The sequence below is a fragment of the Acidovorax sp. BL-A-41-H1 genome, from assembly GCF_051942715.1.
Genome location: NZ_JBPVJQ010000005.1, coordinates 170,958 through 189,613, shown reverse-complemented (window position 1 = coordinate 189,613; position 18,656 = coordinate 170,958). Strand labels below are relative to the sequence as shown.

The window sequence follows — 18,656 nt, the reverse complement described above, 5'->3', positions numbered from 1 at the left end:
GCACCGGCGTGCGGCCGCATCGTTTCGCCCGCCGCATGCCCCCGTCCAACGCTCCCCACCTCCACCCCCCCGAAGCCGTCGCCCAGGCCCACGGCGTCGCGCCTGACGTCGGGCTGCATGCCGACGAGGCGCTGCGCCGCAGTGCCACCCACGGCGCCAATGAGCTGGCAACCGGACAAGTCCGCCGCTGGTGGCAGCTTCTGGCCGACCAGTTCAAGGACTTCATGGTGCTGGTGCTGCTGGGAGCAGCCGCCATCGCAGGGCTGGTGGGGGAAGTCACCGACACGCTGGTGATCCTCGTCATCGTGGTGCTCAACGCCGTCATCGGCTTTGTGCAAGCCTGGCGCGCAGACCAAGCCATGGCCGCCCTGCGCCAGCTGGCGGCAGCGCACGCTACCGTGCTGCGCAGCGGTGTGGTGCAGGTGCTGCCGGCCAGCGCGCTGGTGCCGGGCGACATCGTGCTGCTGGAGGCCGGAAACCAGATTCCGGCCGACCTGCGGCTGATCGAGATTGCGCAGCTGCAGGTGGACGAGTCAGCCCTCACGGGCGAATCCATCACCGTAGCCAAACAAACAGAGGCCCTGGCAGCCGAAGACGTGGGCGCCCTGGGCGACCGCACCAACATGGCCTTCAAGGGCACCACCGCCACGCACGGCCGGGCACGCGGTGTGGTGGTGGCCACCGGCATGCGCACCGAGCTGGGCAAGGTCGCCACGCTGCTGGATACCGACGAGCGCAGCACGCCCCTGCAGTTGCGGCTGGCGGCCTTTGGCAAGCGCCTGGCCCTGGCGGTGCTGGGCATCTGCGCTGTCATCTTCGTGGTGGGCGTGCTGCGCGGCGAGGCACCGCTGCTGATGGCGCTCACGGCCATCAGCCTGGCCGTGGCCGCCATCCCCGAGGCCCTTCCCGCGGTGGTCACGGTGCTGCTGGCGCTGGGTGCGCGGCGCATGGTGGCGGTGAACGCGCTGGTGCGGCGCCTGCCGTCGGTGGAAACGCTGGGCTCGGTCACCACCATCTGCTCGGACAAGACCGGCACCCTCACGCAAAACCGCATGCATGCCGAGCTGCTGCTGGCAAACGGCCAGCGCTGGGTGCCCGGCGACGCGCTGCCCGGCCCCGTGCATGCCGAGGCGCTGCGCGCCGCAGCGCTGTGCAACGACGCCACGGCAGCCTCGGGCGCCAGCCGCGAGCCAGGTACGGCAACGCCTGACACCGGCTGGCAGGGCGACCCGACTGAGACTGCGCTGGTGCTAGCCGCACACGCGGGCGGCCTCTACAAGACCGCGCTGGAGGCCGCCTGCGCGCGCGTGCAGGAGCAGCCGTTCGACTCGGACCGCAAGCGCATGACCACCTTCCACCAGGTGGCCCACGGGGCGCACCCCGGCCTGGTGGCCTACACCAAGGGCGCGCCGGAATCCGTGCTGCCGCGCTGCACCCGCCAGTGGACACCCGATGGACCTGCGCCGCTGGACGCCGATGCCGTGCTGGCCAGCGCCAGCCGCCTGGCCACGCAAGGGCTGCGCGTGCTGGCGCTGGCCCGGCGCGACCACGCCCGCCTGCCAGACACCAACGACATCGACGCGGTGGAAAGCCAGCTGCACCTGCTGGGCCTGATCGCGCTCATCGACCCGCCCCGGGCCGAGGCGCAGGCGGCGGTGCACGACTGCATCAGCGCAGGCATCACGCCGGTGATGATCACCGGCGACCACCCGGCCACCGCGCGCGCCATTGCCCACCGCCTGGGCATCGTGCAGGCGGCCGATGCACCGGTGCTGACCGGCGCCGACTTGACCACCATGGATGACGCCGCCCTGCGGGCCCGGGTGGAGCACGTGCGCGTGTATGCCCGCGTGGACCCGGCGCAGAAGATCCGCATCGTCGAGGCACTGCAGGCCCAGGGGCACTTTGTAGCGATGACGGGCGACGGCGTGAACGACGCCCCGGCCCTGAAGCGCGCCGACATCGGCGTGGCCATGGGCAAGGGCGGCACGGATGTGGCGCGCGAGGCCTCCAGCCTGGTGCTGCTGGACGACAACTTCGCCAGCATCGTGGCGGCCGTGCGCGAAGGCCGCCGCATCTACGACAACGTCCGCAAGTTCGTGCGCTACGCCATGACCGGCAACTCGGGCGAGATCTGGACGATCTTTCTGGCCCCGCTGCTGCTGCTACCCATTCCGCTGCAGCCCATCCACATCCTGTGGGTCAACCTGGTCACCGATGGCCTGCCCGGCCTGGCGCTTGCGGCAGAACCGGCCGAGCCCGGCATCATGCAGCGCCCCCCGCGGGCCCCGCAGGAGAGCCTGTTTGCGCATGGCATGTGGCAGCACATCCTGGGCGTGGGCCTGCTCATTGGCGGGCTGTGCCTGGCCGTGCAGGCCTGGGCGCTGCACACCGGGCGCGAGCACTGGCAGACCATGGTGTTCACGGTGCTGACGCTGGCGCAGATGGTGCATGTGATGGCCATCCGCTCGGAGCAGCAGCCCCTGTGGCGCATCGGCCTGCTCAGCAACCGGCCCTTGCTGGGCGCCGTGGTGCTCACGTTCTGCCTGCAGATGGCCACCATCTACGTGCCCGCACTGAACCCGGTCTTCAAGACCGAACCGCTGACCCTGGCCGAGCTGGGCGTGTGCGTGGCAGCGGCGCTGGTCGTGGGGGTGGCGGTAGAGCTGGAAAAGGCCTGGCGCAAGCACCGCACAGCAGCGGACTGAGCCAGGGGCCCGCCCACTCAACCCGCGCGCGCCAGCGGCAGGAACACCCGCACCTCGGTCCCCTCGCCCACGGCGCTGTCGATCTCCAGTGCCCCCTGGTGCAGGGCCACGATTTCCTTGACGATGCTCACCCCCAGACCCGTTCCCTGGATGGAGCCCGAAGCATCGGCCCGGTAAAAGCGCTCGCCGACACGGGCCAGTTGCTCGGGCGACAGGCCGATGCCCTGGTCGCGTACCGACATCCACACGCCGGGGCGTTCCGGGTCCAGGGCAACTGGCGCGGGGCCCGGTGCCAGCGACACCGTCACTTCCCCGCCATCGGGCGAGTACTTGTAGGCGTTGGTCAGCAGGTTGACCAGCACGCGCCGCAGATGGGCCTGGTCGCCCACCACCAGCGAAGGGCAGCCCGGTGCAGCATGCAGTTGCGGCGCAGTGCGTCCTTGCGGCGGCTGAAAGCCCGCAAGCACCTCGGCCACCAGTTCGGCCAGATCCAGCGGAAGGCGCTCCATGTCGGCGCCTTCGCTCGATTCCAGACGGCCCAGATTCAGCAGGTCGTCGATGATGCTCACCATGACCCCCGCCTGGCGGTACACCACCTCCAGCGCCTGCGCGCGCCGGGCAGGCGGCATGTCGCGGGTGTGCATCAGCTCGGCAAAGCCGAAGATGCTGGCCATGGGTGTGCGCAGCTCGTGCGCAGCAGTCGTCAGGAATTCGCTCTTGAGGCGCTCCACTTCGGTCTCATGCGTCACGTCGCGCAGGCACAGCACCGACTGCACCTGCGTTCCGCGGCCTTCGCGCCATTGCAGCGCCAGCACACGCCGCACCGGTTCGGCCAGCTCGATCAGGTAACGCTGGCCGGCCCGCCCTGCATCTGCCACGGCCTCCAGTGATCCGAGGCGATGCCCCACAGCGCAGCGCTGGTCCATCACCTGGGCAAACGCCTGTTCGTCCAGGCCCATCACTTCGGCCGGTGTGAGCGAAGTCAGGTCGGTGAACGCAGGGCTCACGTACACGAGACGGCCCTGTGCGTCGAACGACGCGAATCCGTCGGGGCTCAGGCCCAGCACGGCTTCCAGCTGCTCCTTGCTCTGGCGCATCTGCGTTGCCAGCGTCGAGATGGCGTCCGAGATCGCGGCCATGTCATCCCGGCTGCGCGCCACCGCCATGCCAGGGTCGCCCTCGGTCATGGCGGACAGGGTCTGGCGCAGGCTTGCGATTGCCACCAGTCGCACGCGCAGCTCCGCTTTCATCGCGCGCTGCATCTCCCGCCGCTCGGTCACATCGCGAATAGAACCCACCACCCGGGTGGGCTTGCCCCTGTCGTCGTGAAACGCCCTGCCCGCCATATGGCCCCACAGGTAGCTGCCGTCGAACTTGCGCAGCCTGAAGTCAATCTCGAACGGGGTCCCGGCCTGCGTGTGGACCCAGATGGCATCCATCACGGACGCGCGCTCCTCAGGGTGCAGGCAGGCCTCGAACGCAGGAATGCCTGCTGCAAACTGCTCCGCTTCGTATCCCAGCCACTGGGGCAGCGACTCCGATACAAAAAGCTGGCGCGACTTGAAGCGGTAATCCCACAGCGCCTGGTTGCTGCCCGCCACGGCCAGTTCGTACCGCTGCTCGCTGTCCGCCAGCGACTGTTCGGAACCGATGCTCCGGCGTACACCGCCCCAGGCCAGCACCAAGCCAATGCCGGAAAACGCCAGCACCGTGGCGGCCATGACACCCAGCAGCAGCCGCTGCATGAACCGGTGTGCCTCGCCCAGCTTGTCCGAGAACTGCTGCTGCAGTGGAGTGAGCGCAGCATTCAGGCGCATGACCTCGTCCATGAGGAGCTGCCTCTCCGGGCTGTCGTCGCAGCGGGCCTGCACCATGGCATCCAGCCGCTGTGCCACCGAATCCATCTGCAGCAGGAGTTCTTCGGCACGCTCCCAAATGACAAGCACCTCACGCATCAGCCCCACATTGCCGAAGTACCGCACGAGGCGGACCATGCCCGGTATGTCTTCGGCCTGGTTGCCGCCCTGCAGGAAGCCGCGGCGAATGGCGTCCAGGTCGGGTTCGTCCTTGAGCAGCTCGAGCCGCGCCATGCGGTCGCCCATGGGGATGTCCATGGCGGCACGGTAGGCCGCAAAGCTCTCGGGCCTGCAGTCGCGGTGATAGGTGTGCAACCACTGCACGGCGTCCTTTTGCCCCTTGGACCAAAGACTTTCGCCGCCCACATACGCCCGCCCGGCCGACAGAAAGTGAAAACTGGCGGCAGCCACCGCCCAGAGCAGCATGCCAGTCAACAGGAACGGCCATACCAGGCGCAGGGTGCGCCAGCCCACCAGCAGCGACGGAACTTCCGAAGGTGCGCCCGCACCCGCCCGCCCCGGAAGATCATTTTTCGCATTGTCACTGGTATTGACCATGGCTATCGATAGCTTCCCAGGGATAAATTACTGTTTAAACGCGGACGCCTTGCGCAATTATTAGCATTTATATCATATAAATCATATAAAGGAAACTCTTTTCGACAAGAGCCCATCGCGCGTGCATAAGCACATGGATATTGCGTCTTTGAGAGCGCGTCGGATCGCTGCACGAATCCACCGAAACCCACCCACGCAGGCCTGGCCCCTGCAACCCTGTTCACGCTCCCCGAAAGACCCCCATGAAGCTCGAAACCCTTGCCGTTCACGCCGGCTACAGCGCCGACCCCACCACCAAAGCGGTGGCGGTCCCCATCTACCAGACGGTGTCCTACGCGTTTGACAGCGCCCAGCACGGCGCGGACCTGTTCGAACTGAAGGTGCCAGGGAACATCTACACGCGGATCATGAATCCGACCACCGACGTGCTGGAAAAGCGCGTAGCGGCCCTGGAAGGCGGCATTGCCGCGCTCGCCGTGGCATCGGGCATGGCGGCCATCACCTACGCCATCCAGACCATTGCCGAGGCGGGCGACAACATCGTTTCTGCAAGCACCCTGTACGGCGGCACCTACAACCTGTTTGCCCACACCTTGCCGCAGCAGGGCATCACCACCCGCTTTGCCGACCCGCGCGACCGGGCCAGCTTTGCGCAGCACATCGATGCGCGCACCAAGGCGATCTTCGTCGAGTCGGTCGGCAACCCGCTGGGCAACGTGACGGACATCCGCGCGCTGGCCGACGTGGCCCATGCGCACGGCATTCCACTGATCGTGGACAACACCGTGACCAGCCCCCGGAAACCTGATTTCGGCCTATCCGGGGTCGCGTTGAAGCGCAATCGGGATGAGTGGATGCTTCGGATGCGCCGCATGGGCTCATGCCCATGCAAGCAGCCGGGGCGTCCAATCGCCCGATTTCGCCCCAACCCTTCGGGCAAGTGCCTTGCCGGGCGGTCTGCGGCGTTGCGGCGCTTGCGGATAGCCTGGCTATCCACTGCGCACCGCGCCTAGCACCCCATCCCGGCAAGACACTTGCGCGACCCCGGATAGGCCGTAATCAGGTTTCTTGCTGCGCCCCATCGAGCATGGCGCCGACATCGTGGTGCACTCACTCACCAAGTACCTGGGCGACCACGGCAACAGCGTGGGCGGCGCGATTGTGGACAGCGGCAGTTTCCGTGGGCCGAGCACAAGGAACGTTTCAAGCGCCTGAATGAGCCCGACGTGAGCTACCACGGCGTGGTCTACACCGAGGCGCTCGGCCCGCCGCCTTCATCGGCCGTGCACGCGTGGTGCCGCTGCGCAACACCGGCGCGGCGCTGGCGCCGCTCAACGCGTTCCTGATCCTGCAAGGCATCGAGACGCTGGCGCTGCGCATGGACCGCATCTGCAACAACACGCTGGCCATTGCCCACTACCTGCAAAAGCACCCCAAGGTGGAATGGGTGCGCTACGCCGGTCTGCCCGACCACCCCGACCACGCGCTGGTACAGCGCCAGTTGGGCGGCAAGGCCTCGGGCATCCTGAGCTTTGGCCTGAAAAGCAGCGACGCCGACCCGCGTGCGGCCGGGGCGCGGTTCCTGGACGCGCTGCAGTTCTTCACACGGCTGGTCAACATTGGCGATGCGAAGTCGCTGGCCACGCACCCGGCGTCGACCACGCACCGCCAGCTCAACCCCGAAGAGCTGGCCAAGGCCGGTGTGAGCGAAAGCATGGCGCGCCTGTCGGTGGGCATCGAGCACATCGACGACCTGCAGGCCGACCTGGCGAACGCGCTGGACCAGGTCTGAGGGTCAATTTCAAGCATTTTAGGCTTCTAGCGCCTGATTCATATGCCCTGATAGCTATTATTTTTATAGCAAACAGGTTGCAGGGCGGGCAGCACGCGGCGCGGGTCAGGCGTCGCGCGCCAGCCGCACCCCCGTGAACTGCCAGCGCGCCGTGGCGGGAAAGAAGTTGCGGTAGCTGGTGCGCGCATGGCCCGGCGGCGTGGCGCACGAGCTGCCGCGCAGCACATACTGGTTGACCATGAACTTGCCGTTGTATTCGCCCACCGCGCCCTCGGCCGTGCGAAAGCCGGGGTAGGCCGCGTAGCTGGACTGAGTCCACTGCCAGGCCACATCAAACAGCTGCTCTAGCGTGTGGCCATGGGCAGGCGCGGTCTGCGCAGCATGCTCCCACTCGGCCTCGGTCGGCAGGCGGGCGCCAGCCCAGCGCGCAAAGGCGTCGGCCTCGTAGTACGAGATGTGCAGCGCGGGCGCGTCGCCGTGCAGTGGCTGCAGCCCGCCAAGCGTGAAGACGCTCCAGCCCCCTGCCGCGTCCCGATGCCAGTACACGGGTTGCGCAATCTGCTGGGCAGCGCGCCAGTCCCAGCCCTCGGCCAGCCACAGCGCCGGGTCGGCATAGCCGCCGCTGTCCACAAACGCGGCAAATTCGGCGTTGGTCACGAGTCGGGACGCCAGCTCAAACGGCTGCAGGTACACGCGGTGGCGCGGGGTTTCGTTGTCGAACGCAAAGCCTGCTCCCTCGTGGCCGATGTTGCACAGCCCGCCCTCCCACCGCAGCCATGCGCGCGCGCGGGTAGCGGGCAGCGGTGTATCCGGCGCCATGGCCGCGTAAGGAGGGTAGAGCGGGTTGCACGCAAGCAGGTGCTTGATGTCGGTGAGCAACAGCTCCTGGTGCTGCTGCTCGTGCTGCAGACCCAGTTCCACCAGGGCCGCCAGGCCCGGCGTTGCGGCCAGCGTGGGCAGCAGCTGCTCCATGCGTGCATCCACATCGGCACGGTAGGCCAGCACTTCGGCCAGCTCCGGCCGCGTGAGCAGGCCGCGCTGGGGCCGCGGGTGCCGGGCACCCACGCCGTTGTAGTACGAGTTGAACAGCACCCGGAAGGCAGGGTTGAACGGCGCAAAACCCGGCTCGTTCGGCTCCAGCACAAAGGTCTCGAAGAACCAGGTGGTGTGCGCCAGGTGCCATTTGGCCGGGCTGGCGTCGGGCATCGACTGCGCACTGCAATCCTCGGCAGACAGGGGGGCAATGAGTGCCTGCGAACGCTGGCGGGTGGCGGCGTAGCGCGCGGCCAGTGGCAGTGCAGGCTCTTGCAGCTGTGTTGCCGGCAAGTTGGTGGTCAGGGGTGCGTTCATGGAGTCGTGGCCTAGCTTTGGCTCAGGGCTGAGCATGGACCATTGCAAACCACCCGCGTTCATCTGTCCAGGCCTGCGCGCGCGAGAAACCGGCACGCGCCAGCATGTCGGTGAATACCGGCAAGGCGTACTTGTAGCTGTTTTCCGTGTGGATGCGCTCGCCACGCTCGAAACGGCGCTCGCCACCCGCCCAGCGTACCCGCACAGGAACGCTCGCCTCCAGGTGCATCTCGATGCGCGAGTCATCGGTGTTGAAGAACGCCCGGTGCTGCCATTGCTGTACGTCGAAGTCGCTGCCAATCAGGCGGTTGAGGTGCGTGAGCGCGTTGCGGTTGAACTCGGCCGTGACCCCCGCTGCATCGTCGTACGCGGCTTCGAGCACGGCGATGTCCTTGGGCAGGTCGATGCCGATCAGCAGGCCGCCGTCGTCGCCCGCCAGCTCACGCATCTGCGCCAGCAGCTGCAGCGCATGGGGCGGGTCGAAGTTGCCAATCGAGGAACCAGGGTAGAACACCAGCCGCCCGCTCTGCGGCACGTCTGCGGGCAGTCGCACAGGCTGCGTGATGTCGGCCCCCAGGGCCCGCGCGTCCAGGCCAGGGAAGTCGCGGCGCAACCCCTGCACCGCATCGCGCAGGTAGTCGGCCGAAATGTCCACGCCCACAAACCCCGCCGGCTGGATCAGCCTGCACAGGGCGCGCGCCTTCTGGCAGTTGCCCGCGCCCAGCTCGATGAGCGTGCCGCCCCGCCCCACGGCCTGGGCAATGGCGCCGGCATGCTGTTGCATGAGGGCGTTTTCGGTGCGGGTGGGGTAGTACTCGGGCAGCCGGGTGATGGCTTCGAACAGGGCCGAGCCGCGCTGGTCGTAGAAATACTTGGGGGAGATGCTTGCAGGGGTCTGGCGCAGCCCGTGCTTGATATCGTCGTAACCGTGGTCGGGCATGGGTGTAAACATCTCGGGCAGCCAGGCTGCACCGTCGTCAAGGAACGCGGGAGCCACATGGCCTCCGCACGGTGCGCCCGCCGTTCTCCGGCGGTGCCCGCTGCAACCGGTGCCCCGCCCAGGGCGCGCGCACCGTTGGGGCATTGTGGGGGCAGCCGCGGTCAGGGTGTGTAGGTCAAATCCGAATGGCCCTTCGGGGCTGCAACACCGGGCCATGGCTTACCCGGGCAGACCATCAGGTATCGGGCACGGCGTGCGCTTGCGGCCGGGTGCTGCGGCACACTCCATTGCCGCAGCCGTCCCGGCACCCGTGACTGCTGCCCTTTCCTGTCCCTTCATCAACACCTGCACCTCCATGGATTCTGTCAGCCAGCTGGTATTGGGCGCATCCGTCGTCGTGGCCACCATGGGGCGGCGCACCGCCGCATGGAAAGCCGTGCTGTGGGGTGGTGTGGCGGGAACGCTGCCCGATCTGGACGCGCTGTACGACCACGGCGACGCCATCCTGAACATGGTGCTGCACCGGGCCGCCAGCCACTCGCTGCTGTACCTCACGCTGCTTTCGCTGCCGCTGGTATGGCTGGTGGCACGCATCCACGGTGAGCCCGACCTGCGCACGCGCTGGTGGCTGGCGCTGTGGCTGGCGCTGGTCACGCACCCGCTGCTCGACTGGATGACGGTGTATGGCACGCAACTGCTGATCCCGTTTACCGCCTTCCCGTATGGCGTGGGCAGCATGTTCATCATCGACCCGCTGTACACGCTGCCGCTGCTGGCGGGCGTGGTGGCCGCACTGTGCCTGCGCAGCCACCGCGGCCTCGCGTGGGCGCGCTGGGGTCTGGTGCTGAGCACGGCGTACCTGGGATGGAGCGTGGTGGCGCAGCAGCAGGCGACGGGCAAGTTCATGGCCTCGGCGCCAGAGCCAGGACTGACCGCTGCACAGGTGCTGGTGACACCCGCGCCCTTCAACACCCTGCTGTGGCGATCGGTGGTGGTCACGCCCACGCACTACTACGAAGGCTATGCGTCGCTGCTGGACGGTATGCGCCCAGTGCGCTGGACGCGCCACGACCGCGGAGCAAGGCTGTATGCGCAGCACGGCGGCTACCCGCTGGCGGACCGCATCGCGCGATTCAGCCACGGCTTCTTCAAGATGAGCGAAGCAGACGGCCAGGTCTTCATCACCGATCTGCGCATGGGCAGCGAACCCGCCTACAGCTTTCACTTCAACCTGGGCACGCCCGCGCAGATGGCCACGGGCAACCAGCCGGCCACCCAGCAATGGCAGCGCCCGGACCTTGCCACCGCCCTGCCCTGGCTGTGGAAGCGCATGTGGGGCAATGATGTCGTGCTGAAGCCCGCGTGATCTTGCCGGGGAACTACACAAGGCGGTGACTGGCTCCGCAACAAAAAAGGCCGGCGCATGCGCCGGCCTTTTGCCTTGGTAGGTTCTCGCAGCGGGACAGGGCCCGCGGCTTAGAAGCGCCAGCCCAGACCCACGCCCACCAGAACGGGGTCGACCTTGAAGGTGCCGGCCTTGGCGCCGAACGAATACACATCGGTCTTGATGAAGACCTTCTTGACGTCCACGTTCAGGTACAGGTTCTTGGCCAGCGGGATGTCCACGCCCACTTGCAGCGCTGCGCCAAAGCTGTTCTTGTCGATGCTGGGGTTCAGCGCTGCGGCCACGGCGGGATCAAAACGCACGCTGGAAAAACGCGTGTAGTTCAGGCCTGCACCCACGTACGGCTTGAAGCCGGGAGCATCAAAGTGGTACTGCAGTAGCAGCGTGGGCGGCAGGTGCTTGAGCGAGCCGATACCGGTGGCGCCGGAGCTGATGGTGTGCTTTTGGGGAACGGTCAGGACCAGTTCGGCGGCGATGTTCTTGTTGAAGAAGTACGTGATGTCGACTTCAGGCATGGTCTTGTCGTTGACCGACAAGCCGAGGCCCGTGGAATCCTTGTTGGCGCTATCCAGGTGCACGGCACGTGCACGGACCATCCAGGGGCCTTCGGCCTGTTGGGCCAAGGCAGCGCCAGACGACAGGGCACACAGAACGGCTACAGCCAGCAGATTTTTCTTCATGGTGATTATTCGCATCAGTTGGACGGGGACGACCCCCGTACACGCATTGAAGCGCCGCATCACCCGGACGACCTTGCCCTACCTCAAGGCATTAGCGTTTACCCTTGGTTTTCAGGTGCACGACCTCATTGCGAGGCAGATTTGCCACGGATGCGCTTGATCAGCAACACCCCTGCCAGCACCAGGCCACCCGCCACGATGCCCACCACCGCGTTCAGCAGGTTGGGCACCAGCACATGCCACAACCAGCCCACGGGCCAGGCAGATGCAGCATTGCCCGCAGCCTCCACCGCGTGGTGCAGCGCAGGCACGCCATGCACCAGAATGCCGCCCCCCACTAGGAACATGGCCGCTGTACCCGCGATCGACAGCCCCTTCATCAGCCAGGGTGCGGCGCGAAGGATGCCCGCGCCAACGGCCCGCGCTACGGTGCTGGCCTTGCCCGTGAGCCACAGGCCCAGGTCATCGAGCTTGACGATGCCCGCCACCAGGCCGTATACGCCGATGGTCATGATGAGGGCGATGCCCGAGAGCACGGCGACCTGTTGCGCGAACGGCGCAGTTGCCACCGTGCCCAGCGTGATGGCGATGATCTCGGCCGACAGGATGAAGTCGGTGCGCACGGCGCCCTTGATCTTGTCCTTTTCCATCGCCACCAGATCCACCGCAGGGTTGGCGTTGGCTCGCGCACGGCTTTCGTGCTCGGCCTCATCCTCATGTGGCGCGTGCATCAGCTTGTGGGCCACCTTCTCGAAGCCCTCAAAGCACAGAAAGGCGCCGCCCACCATCAGCAACGGGGTGACGGCCCAGGGCGCAAACGCGCTGATCAGCAACGCAGCCGGCACCAGAATGACCTTGTTGATGAACGAGCCTTTGGCCACCGCCCACACCACGGGAATCTCACGCTCTGCCCGCACGCCGGTGACCTGCTGGGCGTTGAGCGCCAGGTCGTCGCCCAGCACGCCGGCAGTTTTTTGCGCCGCCACCTTGGTCATCACGGACACATCGTCCGCCATGGCCGCGCTCTTCTTGGCCGCCACCTTGGTCATCAGGGCGACGTCATCCAGAATGGTGGCGATATCGTCCAACAGGGCAAGCAGGCTGCCAGCGGCCATGAGAATTCCTTGAGGTGGGGGGGGGGAGGCGCGACTATAGCAACGCCGCTGTCGTAGCGCCGTCAGACGAAGGCGGGTCCGCGTGCCAGCGGGACAGACTTTGACGGACTGGGGGGGCATTGCCGTGAGTGCAACGCCGCGGGGCGCATACTCAAGGCCTCACCATCCCCGCGGGGGTCCAGCGAGCACCCGTGGACCCGCCGTCTCGCAGACGCTTTCCGCCGGCGCCCTGGCTCTACGCCTTTACATGCCCGGCTACCTCACCAAGCAAGAAGACATCGCCATCCCCGGCGCTGCAGACCTCATCATCCGGTCCCTGCTAGACCGACAGCAGTTCTCCGACCCCCTGGGCACCGCCGAGGCGCTGGGCATCTCGTCGGCCACGTGGCCGCTGTTCGGGCTGCTGTGGCCCTCGGGCTCGCAGCTCGCGCAGCGCATGGCAACGCGCCCATTGAACGCGGGTGAGCGGGTGCTGGAAATAGGCTGCGGCCTGGCCCTGGCCAGCCTGGTGTGCCACCGCCGCGGTGTGGACGTGACCGCGAGCGACTGCCACCCGCTGGCGGCAGACTTTCTGGTGGAGAACCTGCGGCTCAACGGCATGCTGCCGCTCAAGTACCGCACCGGGCAATGGGGCGCCGAGAGCACTGCCACCGCTGCCGATGTGCAGGGCCGGTTCGACCTGATCATGGGCAGCGACGTGCTGTACGAACGCGACGCGCGGGCCAGCTTGGCCCAGTTCCTCGACCGCCACGCCACCGAAAGCGCCCAGATCTGGATCGTGGACCCCGACCGCGGCAACCGCTCTGCCTTCAGCAAGCAGATGGCCGCGTTGCACTTCGAGGTGGTGGAAGAACGCCTGGACCACCCTGCCCTGGCCGATGTGCCCGCGTACAAGGGGCGGCTGCTGGTGTACCAGCGCACTGCAGCGGGGGCCTGAACAAGGACTCTGACGCAGTGCCCGGCGCGCCAGCGCCACGCGCAGACCCAAGAGCCCGCGCAGCCTAAACGCCAGGGCAGCCGAGCAAGGGCCGCCCCGCAGCGAGGGCTGCGTCCCCCTTCCCGAATGGCGCAGCCATTCGAGAGAAGGGGGAAGCGGCGCAGCCGCTCAGGGGGATGTACCTGCTAGTTCACCCACTTGCGCGCATTGCGCCAGATGCGCATCCACCCGCTGTATTGCGCCGCGTCTTCGCTGGTCCAGCTCACCTGCACATTGCGGAACACGCGCTCGGGGTGCGGCATCATGGCCGTGAAGCGGCCGTCGGCCGTGGTCACGGCCGTCAGGCCGCCCGCGCTGCCGTTGGGGTTGAACGGGTACTGCTCGGTCGCCTTGCCGTGGTTGTCCACATAGCGCATGGCAGCAATGGCCTTGTCGGCACTGCCGCGGTACTTGAAGTTGGCATACCCCTCGCCATGCGCCACCGCAATCGGCAGGCGGCTGCCGGCCATGCCTTGCAGGAACAGGCTGGGCGATTCGAGCACTTCCACCAGCGACAGGCGGGCCTCGAAACGCTCGCTCTGGTTGGTGGTGAAGCGCGGCCAGTCTTGCGCGCCAGGGATGATGTCGGCCAGCTCGGCAAACATCTGGCAGCCGTTGCACACGCCCAGGCCAAACGTGTCAGCGCGGCCAAAGAAACCCTGGAACTGCGCCGCCAGCACGGGGTTGAAGGTGATGGACCGCGCCCACCCGATGCCAGCGCCCAAGGTGTCGCCGTAGCTGAAGCCGCCGCAGGCGACCACGCCCTTGAAGTCTTCGAGCTTGACGCGGCCGGTCTGCAGGTCGGTCATGTGCACGTCGTAGGCCTCAAAGCCCGCTTCGGTGAAGGCGTAGGCCATTTCCACATGCGAGTTCACGCCCTGCTCGCGCAGGATGGCGACCTTGGGCTTGGCGAGGTTGAGGTACGGCGCAGCCACGTTGTCGGCGGCGTCAAACGTCAGGCGCACATGCAGACCCGGGTCAGTGGGCTCGCCCGCTGCAGCGTGCTCGGCATCGGCGTTGGCCGGGTTGTCGCGCTGCTGGCAGATCTTCCAGCTCACCGCGTCCCACACCTGGTGCAGGTCGGCCAGCGGCGCGCTGAACACGGCCTTGGCATCGCGCCAGACCTGCAGCTCGCCCTTGCCCGCTGCGATGGGGGACGAAGCGGGCCGCGTCTTGCCGATGAAGTGGCTGAACTTCGACAAACCATGCTCGCGCAGGGTTTGCATCACGTCATTGCGCTCGCTGGTCTTGACCTGCAGCACCACGCCCAGCTCTTCGTTGAACAGGGCCTTGAGCGTGAGTTCTTCGCGGCGCGCGCTGACCTGACCGGACCAGTTCTTGGCATCGCCCACCTCGGCGCGGCTGTCGCTGATGCCGTCGCCTTCCGTCACCAGCAGGTCCACGTTGAGCGACACGCCCACATGGCCCGCGAAAGCCATTTCAGCCACTGCGGCCAGCAGGCCACCGTCGCTGCGGTCGTGGTACGCCAGGATGCGGCCCTGGGCGCGCAGTGCGTTCACGGCGTTGACGAGGTTGACCAGATCTTTCGGGTCGTCCACATCGGGCACCACATCGCCGCTCTGGTCCAGGGTCTGGCCCAGAATGCTGCCGCCCATGCGGTTCTGGCCCTTGCCCAGGTCGATCAGCACCAGCGTGGTGTCGGCCTCGGTGGCATTGAGCTGTGGGGTGAGCGTGCCGCGCACATCGGCCAGCGACGCGAATGCGCTCACGATCAGACTAACAGGCGAGGTCACTTTTTTCTTGTCCGCGCCTTCGCTCCACTGCGTGCGCATCGACAGCGAATCCTTGCCCACCGGGATGGACACGCCCAGCGCCGGGCACAGTTCCATGCCCACGGCCTTCACGGTCTCGTACAGGGCCGCGTCTTCGCCGGGCTCGCCACACGCGGCCATCCAGTTGGCCGACAGCTTCACACGCGGCAGCTCGATGGGCGCAGCCAGCAGATTGGTCAGCGCCTCGGCCACCGCCATGCGGCCCGACGCGGGCGCGTTGATGGCGGCCAGCGGGGTGCGCTCGCCCATGCTCATGGCTTCGCCCGCGAAGCCTTTGTAGTCAGCCAACGTCACGGCGCAATCGGCCACGGGCACTTGCCAGGGGCCCACCATCTGGTCGCGGTGGGAGAGGCCACCCACGGTGCGGTCGCCAATGGTGATGAGGAAGCGCTTGGACGCCACCGTGGGGTGGGCCAGCACGTCGATCACGGCCTTTTGCAGCGGCACGCCAGTCAAGTCCATCGGTGCGAATTCGCGCACCACGGTCTTCACGTCTCGGTGCATCTTGGGCGGCTTGCCCAACAGCACGTTCATGGGCATGTCCACGGGCAGCTTCTGGTCGTCGGCCGTGGCGGCGGGGTCGTGCAGCACCAGCTGGCGCTCTTCGGTGGCGGTGCCGATCACGGCGAATGGGCAGCGCTCGCGCTCGCAGAAGGCCTTGAACTGTTCCAGCGATTCAGGAGCAATCGCCAGCACGTAACGCTCTTGCGATTCGTTGCTCCAGATTTCCTTCGGTGCCATGCCGGACTCTTCCAGCTGCACAGCGCGCAGGTCAAAGCGCGCACCACGGCCTGCATCGTTGGTCAGCTCAGGGAAGGCGTTGGACAAACCGCCCGCGCCCACGTCATGGATGGCCAGGATGGGGTTCGCCGCGCCCTGCGCCCAGCAGTGGTTGATGACCTCTTGCGCCCGGCGCTCGATCTCCGGGTTGCCACGCTGCACCGAGTCAAAGTCCAGCTCGGCAGCGTTGGTGCCGGTGGCCATGGAGCTGGCGGCACTCCCGCCCATGCCGATGCGCATGCCCGGGCCGCCCAGCTGGATCAGCAGCGAGCCAGCGGGAAATTCGATCTTCTTCGTGAGTTCGGCATCGATCACGCCCACGCCGCCCGCGATCATGATGGGCTTGTGGTAGCCGCGCTGCACGCCGCCGACTTCCTGCTCATACTCGCGGAAGTAGCCGTTCAGGTTGGGGCGACCGAATTCGTTGTTGAACGCCGCGCCGCCCAGAGGCCCCTCGACCATGATCTGCAGTGGGCTGGCAATGTGCTCGGGCTTGCCCACGGTGCTACCCCAGAGCTTGGACACGGTGAAGCCCGTGAGGCCCGCCTTGGGCTTGGAGCCCCGGCCCGTCGCGCCTTCGTCACGGATCTCACCGCCCGCGCCAGTGGATGCACCGGGGAACGGCGAGATGGCCGTGGGGTGGTTGTGTGTTTCCACCTTCATCAGCACATGCTGGGTAACGCTACTCTTTTGATAGCTACCAGGCATTGAATCGCTTGGGCTATCAGCCATTTTGGCTACAAAACGCTCTACCTGATGCCCTTCCATGACCGAGGCGTTGTCCGAATACGCAATGACCGTGTGCTGGGGTGCCAGCTGGTGGGTGTTGCGGATCATCCCGAACAGGCTCTTGTCCTGCGCCACGCCGTCGATGGTGAACTGCGCGTTGAAGATCTTGTGGCGGCAGTGCTCGCTGTTGGCCTGCGCGAACATCATCAGTTCCACATCGGTGGGGTTGCGCTTGAGACCCGCGAAGGCATTGACGAGGTAGTCGATTTCATCGTCGGCCAGCGCCAGACCAAAGCGGGTGTTGGCGGCTTCCAGGGCAGCGCGACCGCCGGCCAGCACGTCCACATGCTCCATGGGCGCGGGCTGCAGTTCGGTAAACAGGGCTGCGGCCCCGCTTCGGTCGGCCACCACCGATTCGGTCATGCGGTCGTGCAGCAGGGCGGCCACCTGGGCCAGTTGCTCGGCGGTCAGCTCGGGCGTCTTGCCCAGCAGGCTGGATTTGAGGCTGATGCGGTATTCGGTGATGCGCTCCACCCGGCGGATGGCGATGCCGCAGTTGCGCGCAATGTCGGTAGCCTTGGAAGCCCATGGCGACAGCGTACCCAGGCGGGGCGTGACCAGCAGCGCGGCGCCGTCCTGAGGGCCGGTGTACGGGTCGCCATATGTCAGCAGGGCTTCCAGGCGGCTGCGCTCGTCAGCCGAGGGGGCTGCGTCGGTGGCTACCAGGTGCACAAAGCGCGCTGCAATGCCGGTGATCTTGGGGTGAATCGCCTCAAGGGCAGGCTGGAGTTGCTGGGCGCGAAAGGAGCTGAGAGCGTTGCCGCCCTCCAGCGTGGTCATGTGCAAGGTCACGGTAGCGGCCTGATGGGGAGTGAGGGGTACGGGGGGAGGCGCATCCACGAGGCACAGGGGCGGTAGCCCCGTCGCCTGGGAAGTCAGCCCGGCATTTTACCGGGCGGGCACGGCCTCCCGGCCCGGACCCGACGCCGGTCAAGGCCCGATGGGATAATTGCCGCCATGAGCATCACCATCAAAACCGCCGAGGACATCGAGGGCATGCGCCTGGCCTGCCGCCTTGCCTCGGAAGTGCTGGACTACATCGCACCGCACATCAAGCCTGGCATCACCACCAAGGAAATCGACCGCCTGGGCGCCGAGTGCATGGCCCAGCAGGGCACCATCTCCGCCACGGTGGGCTACCAGCCGCCTGGCTACCCGCCCTACCCGGCATCGCTGTGCACATCGGTCAACCACGTGGTCTGCCACGGCATTCCCAACGACAAGCCCCTGAAAAAAGGCGACATCGTGAACGTGGACGTGACGGTGATCACCAAGGACGGCTGGTACGGCGACAACAGCCGCATGTACCTCATCGGCGAATGCTCGATTGCTGCCAAGCGCCTGTCGGCCATCACGTTTGAGGCCATGTGGCACGGCATCGTGCAGGTCAAGCCCGGCGCCCGCCTGGGTGACATCGGCCACGCGATCCAGAAGTTTGCCGAAGGCCACGGTTTTTCCATCGTGCGCGAGTTCTGCGGCCACGGCATTGGCCAAAAGTTCCACGAAGAGCCACAGGTGCTGCACTACGGCCGCCCTGGCACGCTCGAAGAGCTCGTGCCCGGCATGGTCTTCACCATCGAGCCCATGATCAACGCTGGCCGCCGCGAGGTGAAGGAATTTGGCAACGACGGCTGGACCATCGTGACCAAGGACCACAGCCTGTCAGCCCAGTGGGAGCACACGGTGCTGGTCACGCCGACCGGTTACGAGGTGATGACGCTGTCGGCAGGCTCACCCGCACTGCCGGCCTTCGTGACCGCCACCGCCACCTGACCGGCGCGGCGCAGGCAGGCACACAGGCCCATGCATGCACTGCGCCATTCCAGCCCGCACCGTGGTTGGCACCACTCTTGCTGCATTCGGCCGGGCCTGTGTGATGGCCCTTCCGCCCTTTTGATGCCACCGAGCGCCCAT

Annotated in this window: 10 protein-coding genes and 2 pseudogenes; 6 read left to right on the top strand and 6 right to left on the bottom strand. The window is 66.8% G+C overall.

Going from position 1 to position 18,656, the window contains the following annotated elements; genetic code table 11:
• The first annotated feature begins 35 nt into the window (after nt 1-35).
• A complete protein-coding gene (locus ACTPOI_RS11970; protein ID WP_440109054.1) occupies nt 36-2,708 on the top strand; it encodes a cation-translocating P-type ATPase in 2,673 nt (890 codons plus the stop codon).
• Nucleotides 2,709-2,725: 17 nt separating this feature from the next.
• Here ACTPOI_RS11970 and ACTPOI_RS11965 read toward each other — a convergent pair whose 3' ends face one another.
• Entirely contained in the window at nt 2,726-5,122 is a 2,397-nt protein-coding gene (locus ACTPOI_RS11965) for an ATP-binding protein (RefSeq protein WP_440109052.1), read from the bottom strand.
• Nucleotides 5,123-5,364: 242 nt separating this feature from the next.
• Between ACTPOI_RS11965 and ACTPOI_RS11960 the strand changes: the two are divergent.
• Both ACTPOI_RS11960 and ACTPOI_RS11955 read left to right on the top strand, forming a co-directional pair.
• A pseudogene (locus tag ACTPOI_RS11960) lies at nt 5,365-5,910 on the top strand (aminotransferase class I/II-fold pyridoxal phosphate-dependent enzyme); the annotation flags it as partial.
• A gap of 271 nt (nt 5,911-6,181) precedes the next feature.
• Nucleotides 6,182-6,914 (top strand): annotated as a pseudogene (locus ACTPOI_RS11955) (PLP-dependent transferase); the annotation flags it as partial.
• A gap of 105 nt (nt 6,915-7,019) precedes the next feature.
• Here ACTPOI_RS11955 and egtB read toward each other — a convergent pair.
• Together egtB and egtD are read right to left on the bottom strand one after the other, a co-directional pair.
• Nucleotides 7,020-8,264 carry an ergothioneine biosynthesis protein EgtB gene (gene egtB, locus ACTPOI_RS11950; RefSeq protein WP_440109050.1) on the bottom strand — a complete coding sequence of 415 codons (1,245 nt, stop codon included), beginning with the start codon at nt 8,262-8,264 and terminating at the stop codon, nt 7,020-7,022.
• Nucleotides 8,265-8,286: 22 nt separating this feature from the next.
• Nucleotides 8,287-9,204: an L-histidine N(alpha)-methyltransferase gene (egtD, locus tag ACTPOI_RS11945; protein ID WP_440109469.1), complete on the bottom strand. Its 918-nt coding sequence runs from the start codon at nt 9,202-9,204 to the stop codon at nt 8,287-8,289.
• Between the two features lie 355 nt (nt 9,205-9,559).
• Between egtD and ACTPOI_RS11940 the strand changes: the two genes are divergently transcribed.
• On the top strand, nt 9,560-10,570 hold the full coding sequence (locus tag ACTPOI_RS11940; RefSeq protein WP_440109048.1) for a metal-dependent hydrolase: 1,011 nt from the start codon (nt 9,560-9,562) through the stop codon (nt 10,568-10,570).
• 110 nt (nt 10,571-10,680) lie between these two features.
• Here the strand turns inward: ACTPOI_RS11940 and ACTPOI_RS11935 are convergent, their stop codons facing one another.
• Both ACTPOI_RS11935 and ACTPOI_RS11930 read right to left on the bottom strand, forming a co-directional pair.
• On the bottom strand, nt 10,681-11,289 hold the full coding sequence (locus tag ACTPOI_RS11935; protein WP_440109046.1) for an OmpW/AlkL family protein: 609 nt from the start codon (nt 11,287-11,289) through the stop codon (nt 10,681-10,683).
• A gap of 125 nt (nt 11,290-11,414) precedes the next feature.
• Nucleotides 11,415-12,404, bottom strand: coding sequence for a DUF808 domain-containing protein (locus ACTPOI_RS11930; protein WP_440109044.1), 990 nt, complete (start codon nt 12,402-12,404; stop codon nt 11,415-11,417).
• Nucleotides 12,405-12,651: 247 nt separating this feature from the next.
• On the opposite strand from ACTPOI_RS11930, the gene ACTPOI_RS11925 reads away from it, so the two are divergent.
• The gene (locus ACTPOI_RS11925) at nt 12,652-13,341 is read left to right on the top strand and encodes a class I SAM-dependent methyltransferase (RefSeq protein WP_440109042.1); all 690 of its coding nucleotides are present in this window, start codon (nt 12,652-12,654) and stop codon (nt 13,339-13,341) included.
• Nucleotides 13,342-13,526: 185 nt separating this feature from the next.
• Here the strand turns inward: ACTPOI_RS11925 and purL are convergent, their stop codons facing one another.
• Nucleotides 13,527-17,534, bottom strand: coding sequence for a phosphoribosylformylglycinamidine synthase (gene purL / locus ACTPOI_RS11920; RefSeq protein WP_440109040.1), 4,008 nt, complete (start codon nt 17,532-17,534; stop codon nt 13,527-13,529).
• Between the two features lie 165 nt (nt 17,535-17,699).
• Here purL and map point away from each other — a divergent pair, with 165 nt between their 5' ends.
• Nucleotides 17,700-18,515: a type I methionyl aminopeptidase gene (map, locus tag ACTPOI_RS11915; protein WP_440109038.1), complete on the top strand. Its 816-nt coding sequence runs from the start codon at nt 17,700-17,702 to the stop codon at nt 18,513-18,515.
• Nucleotides 18,516-18,656 lie beyond the last annotated feature (141 nt).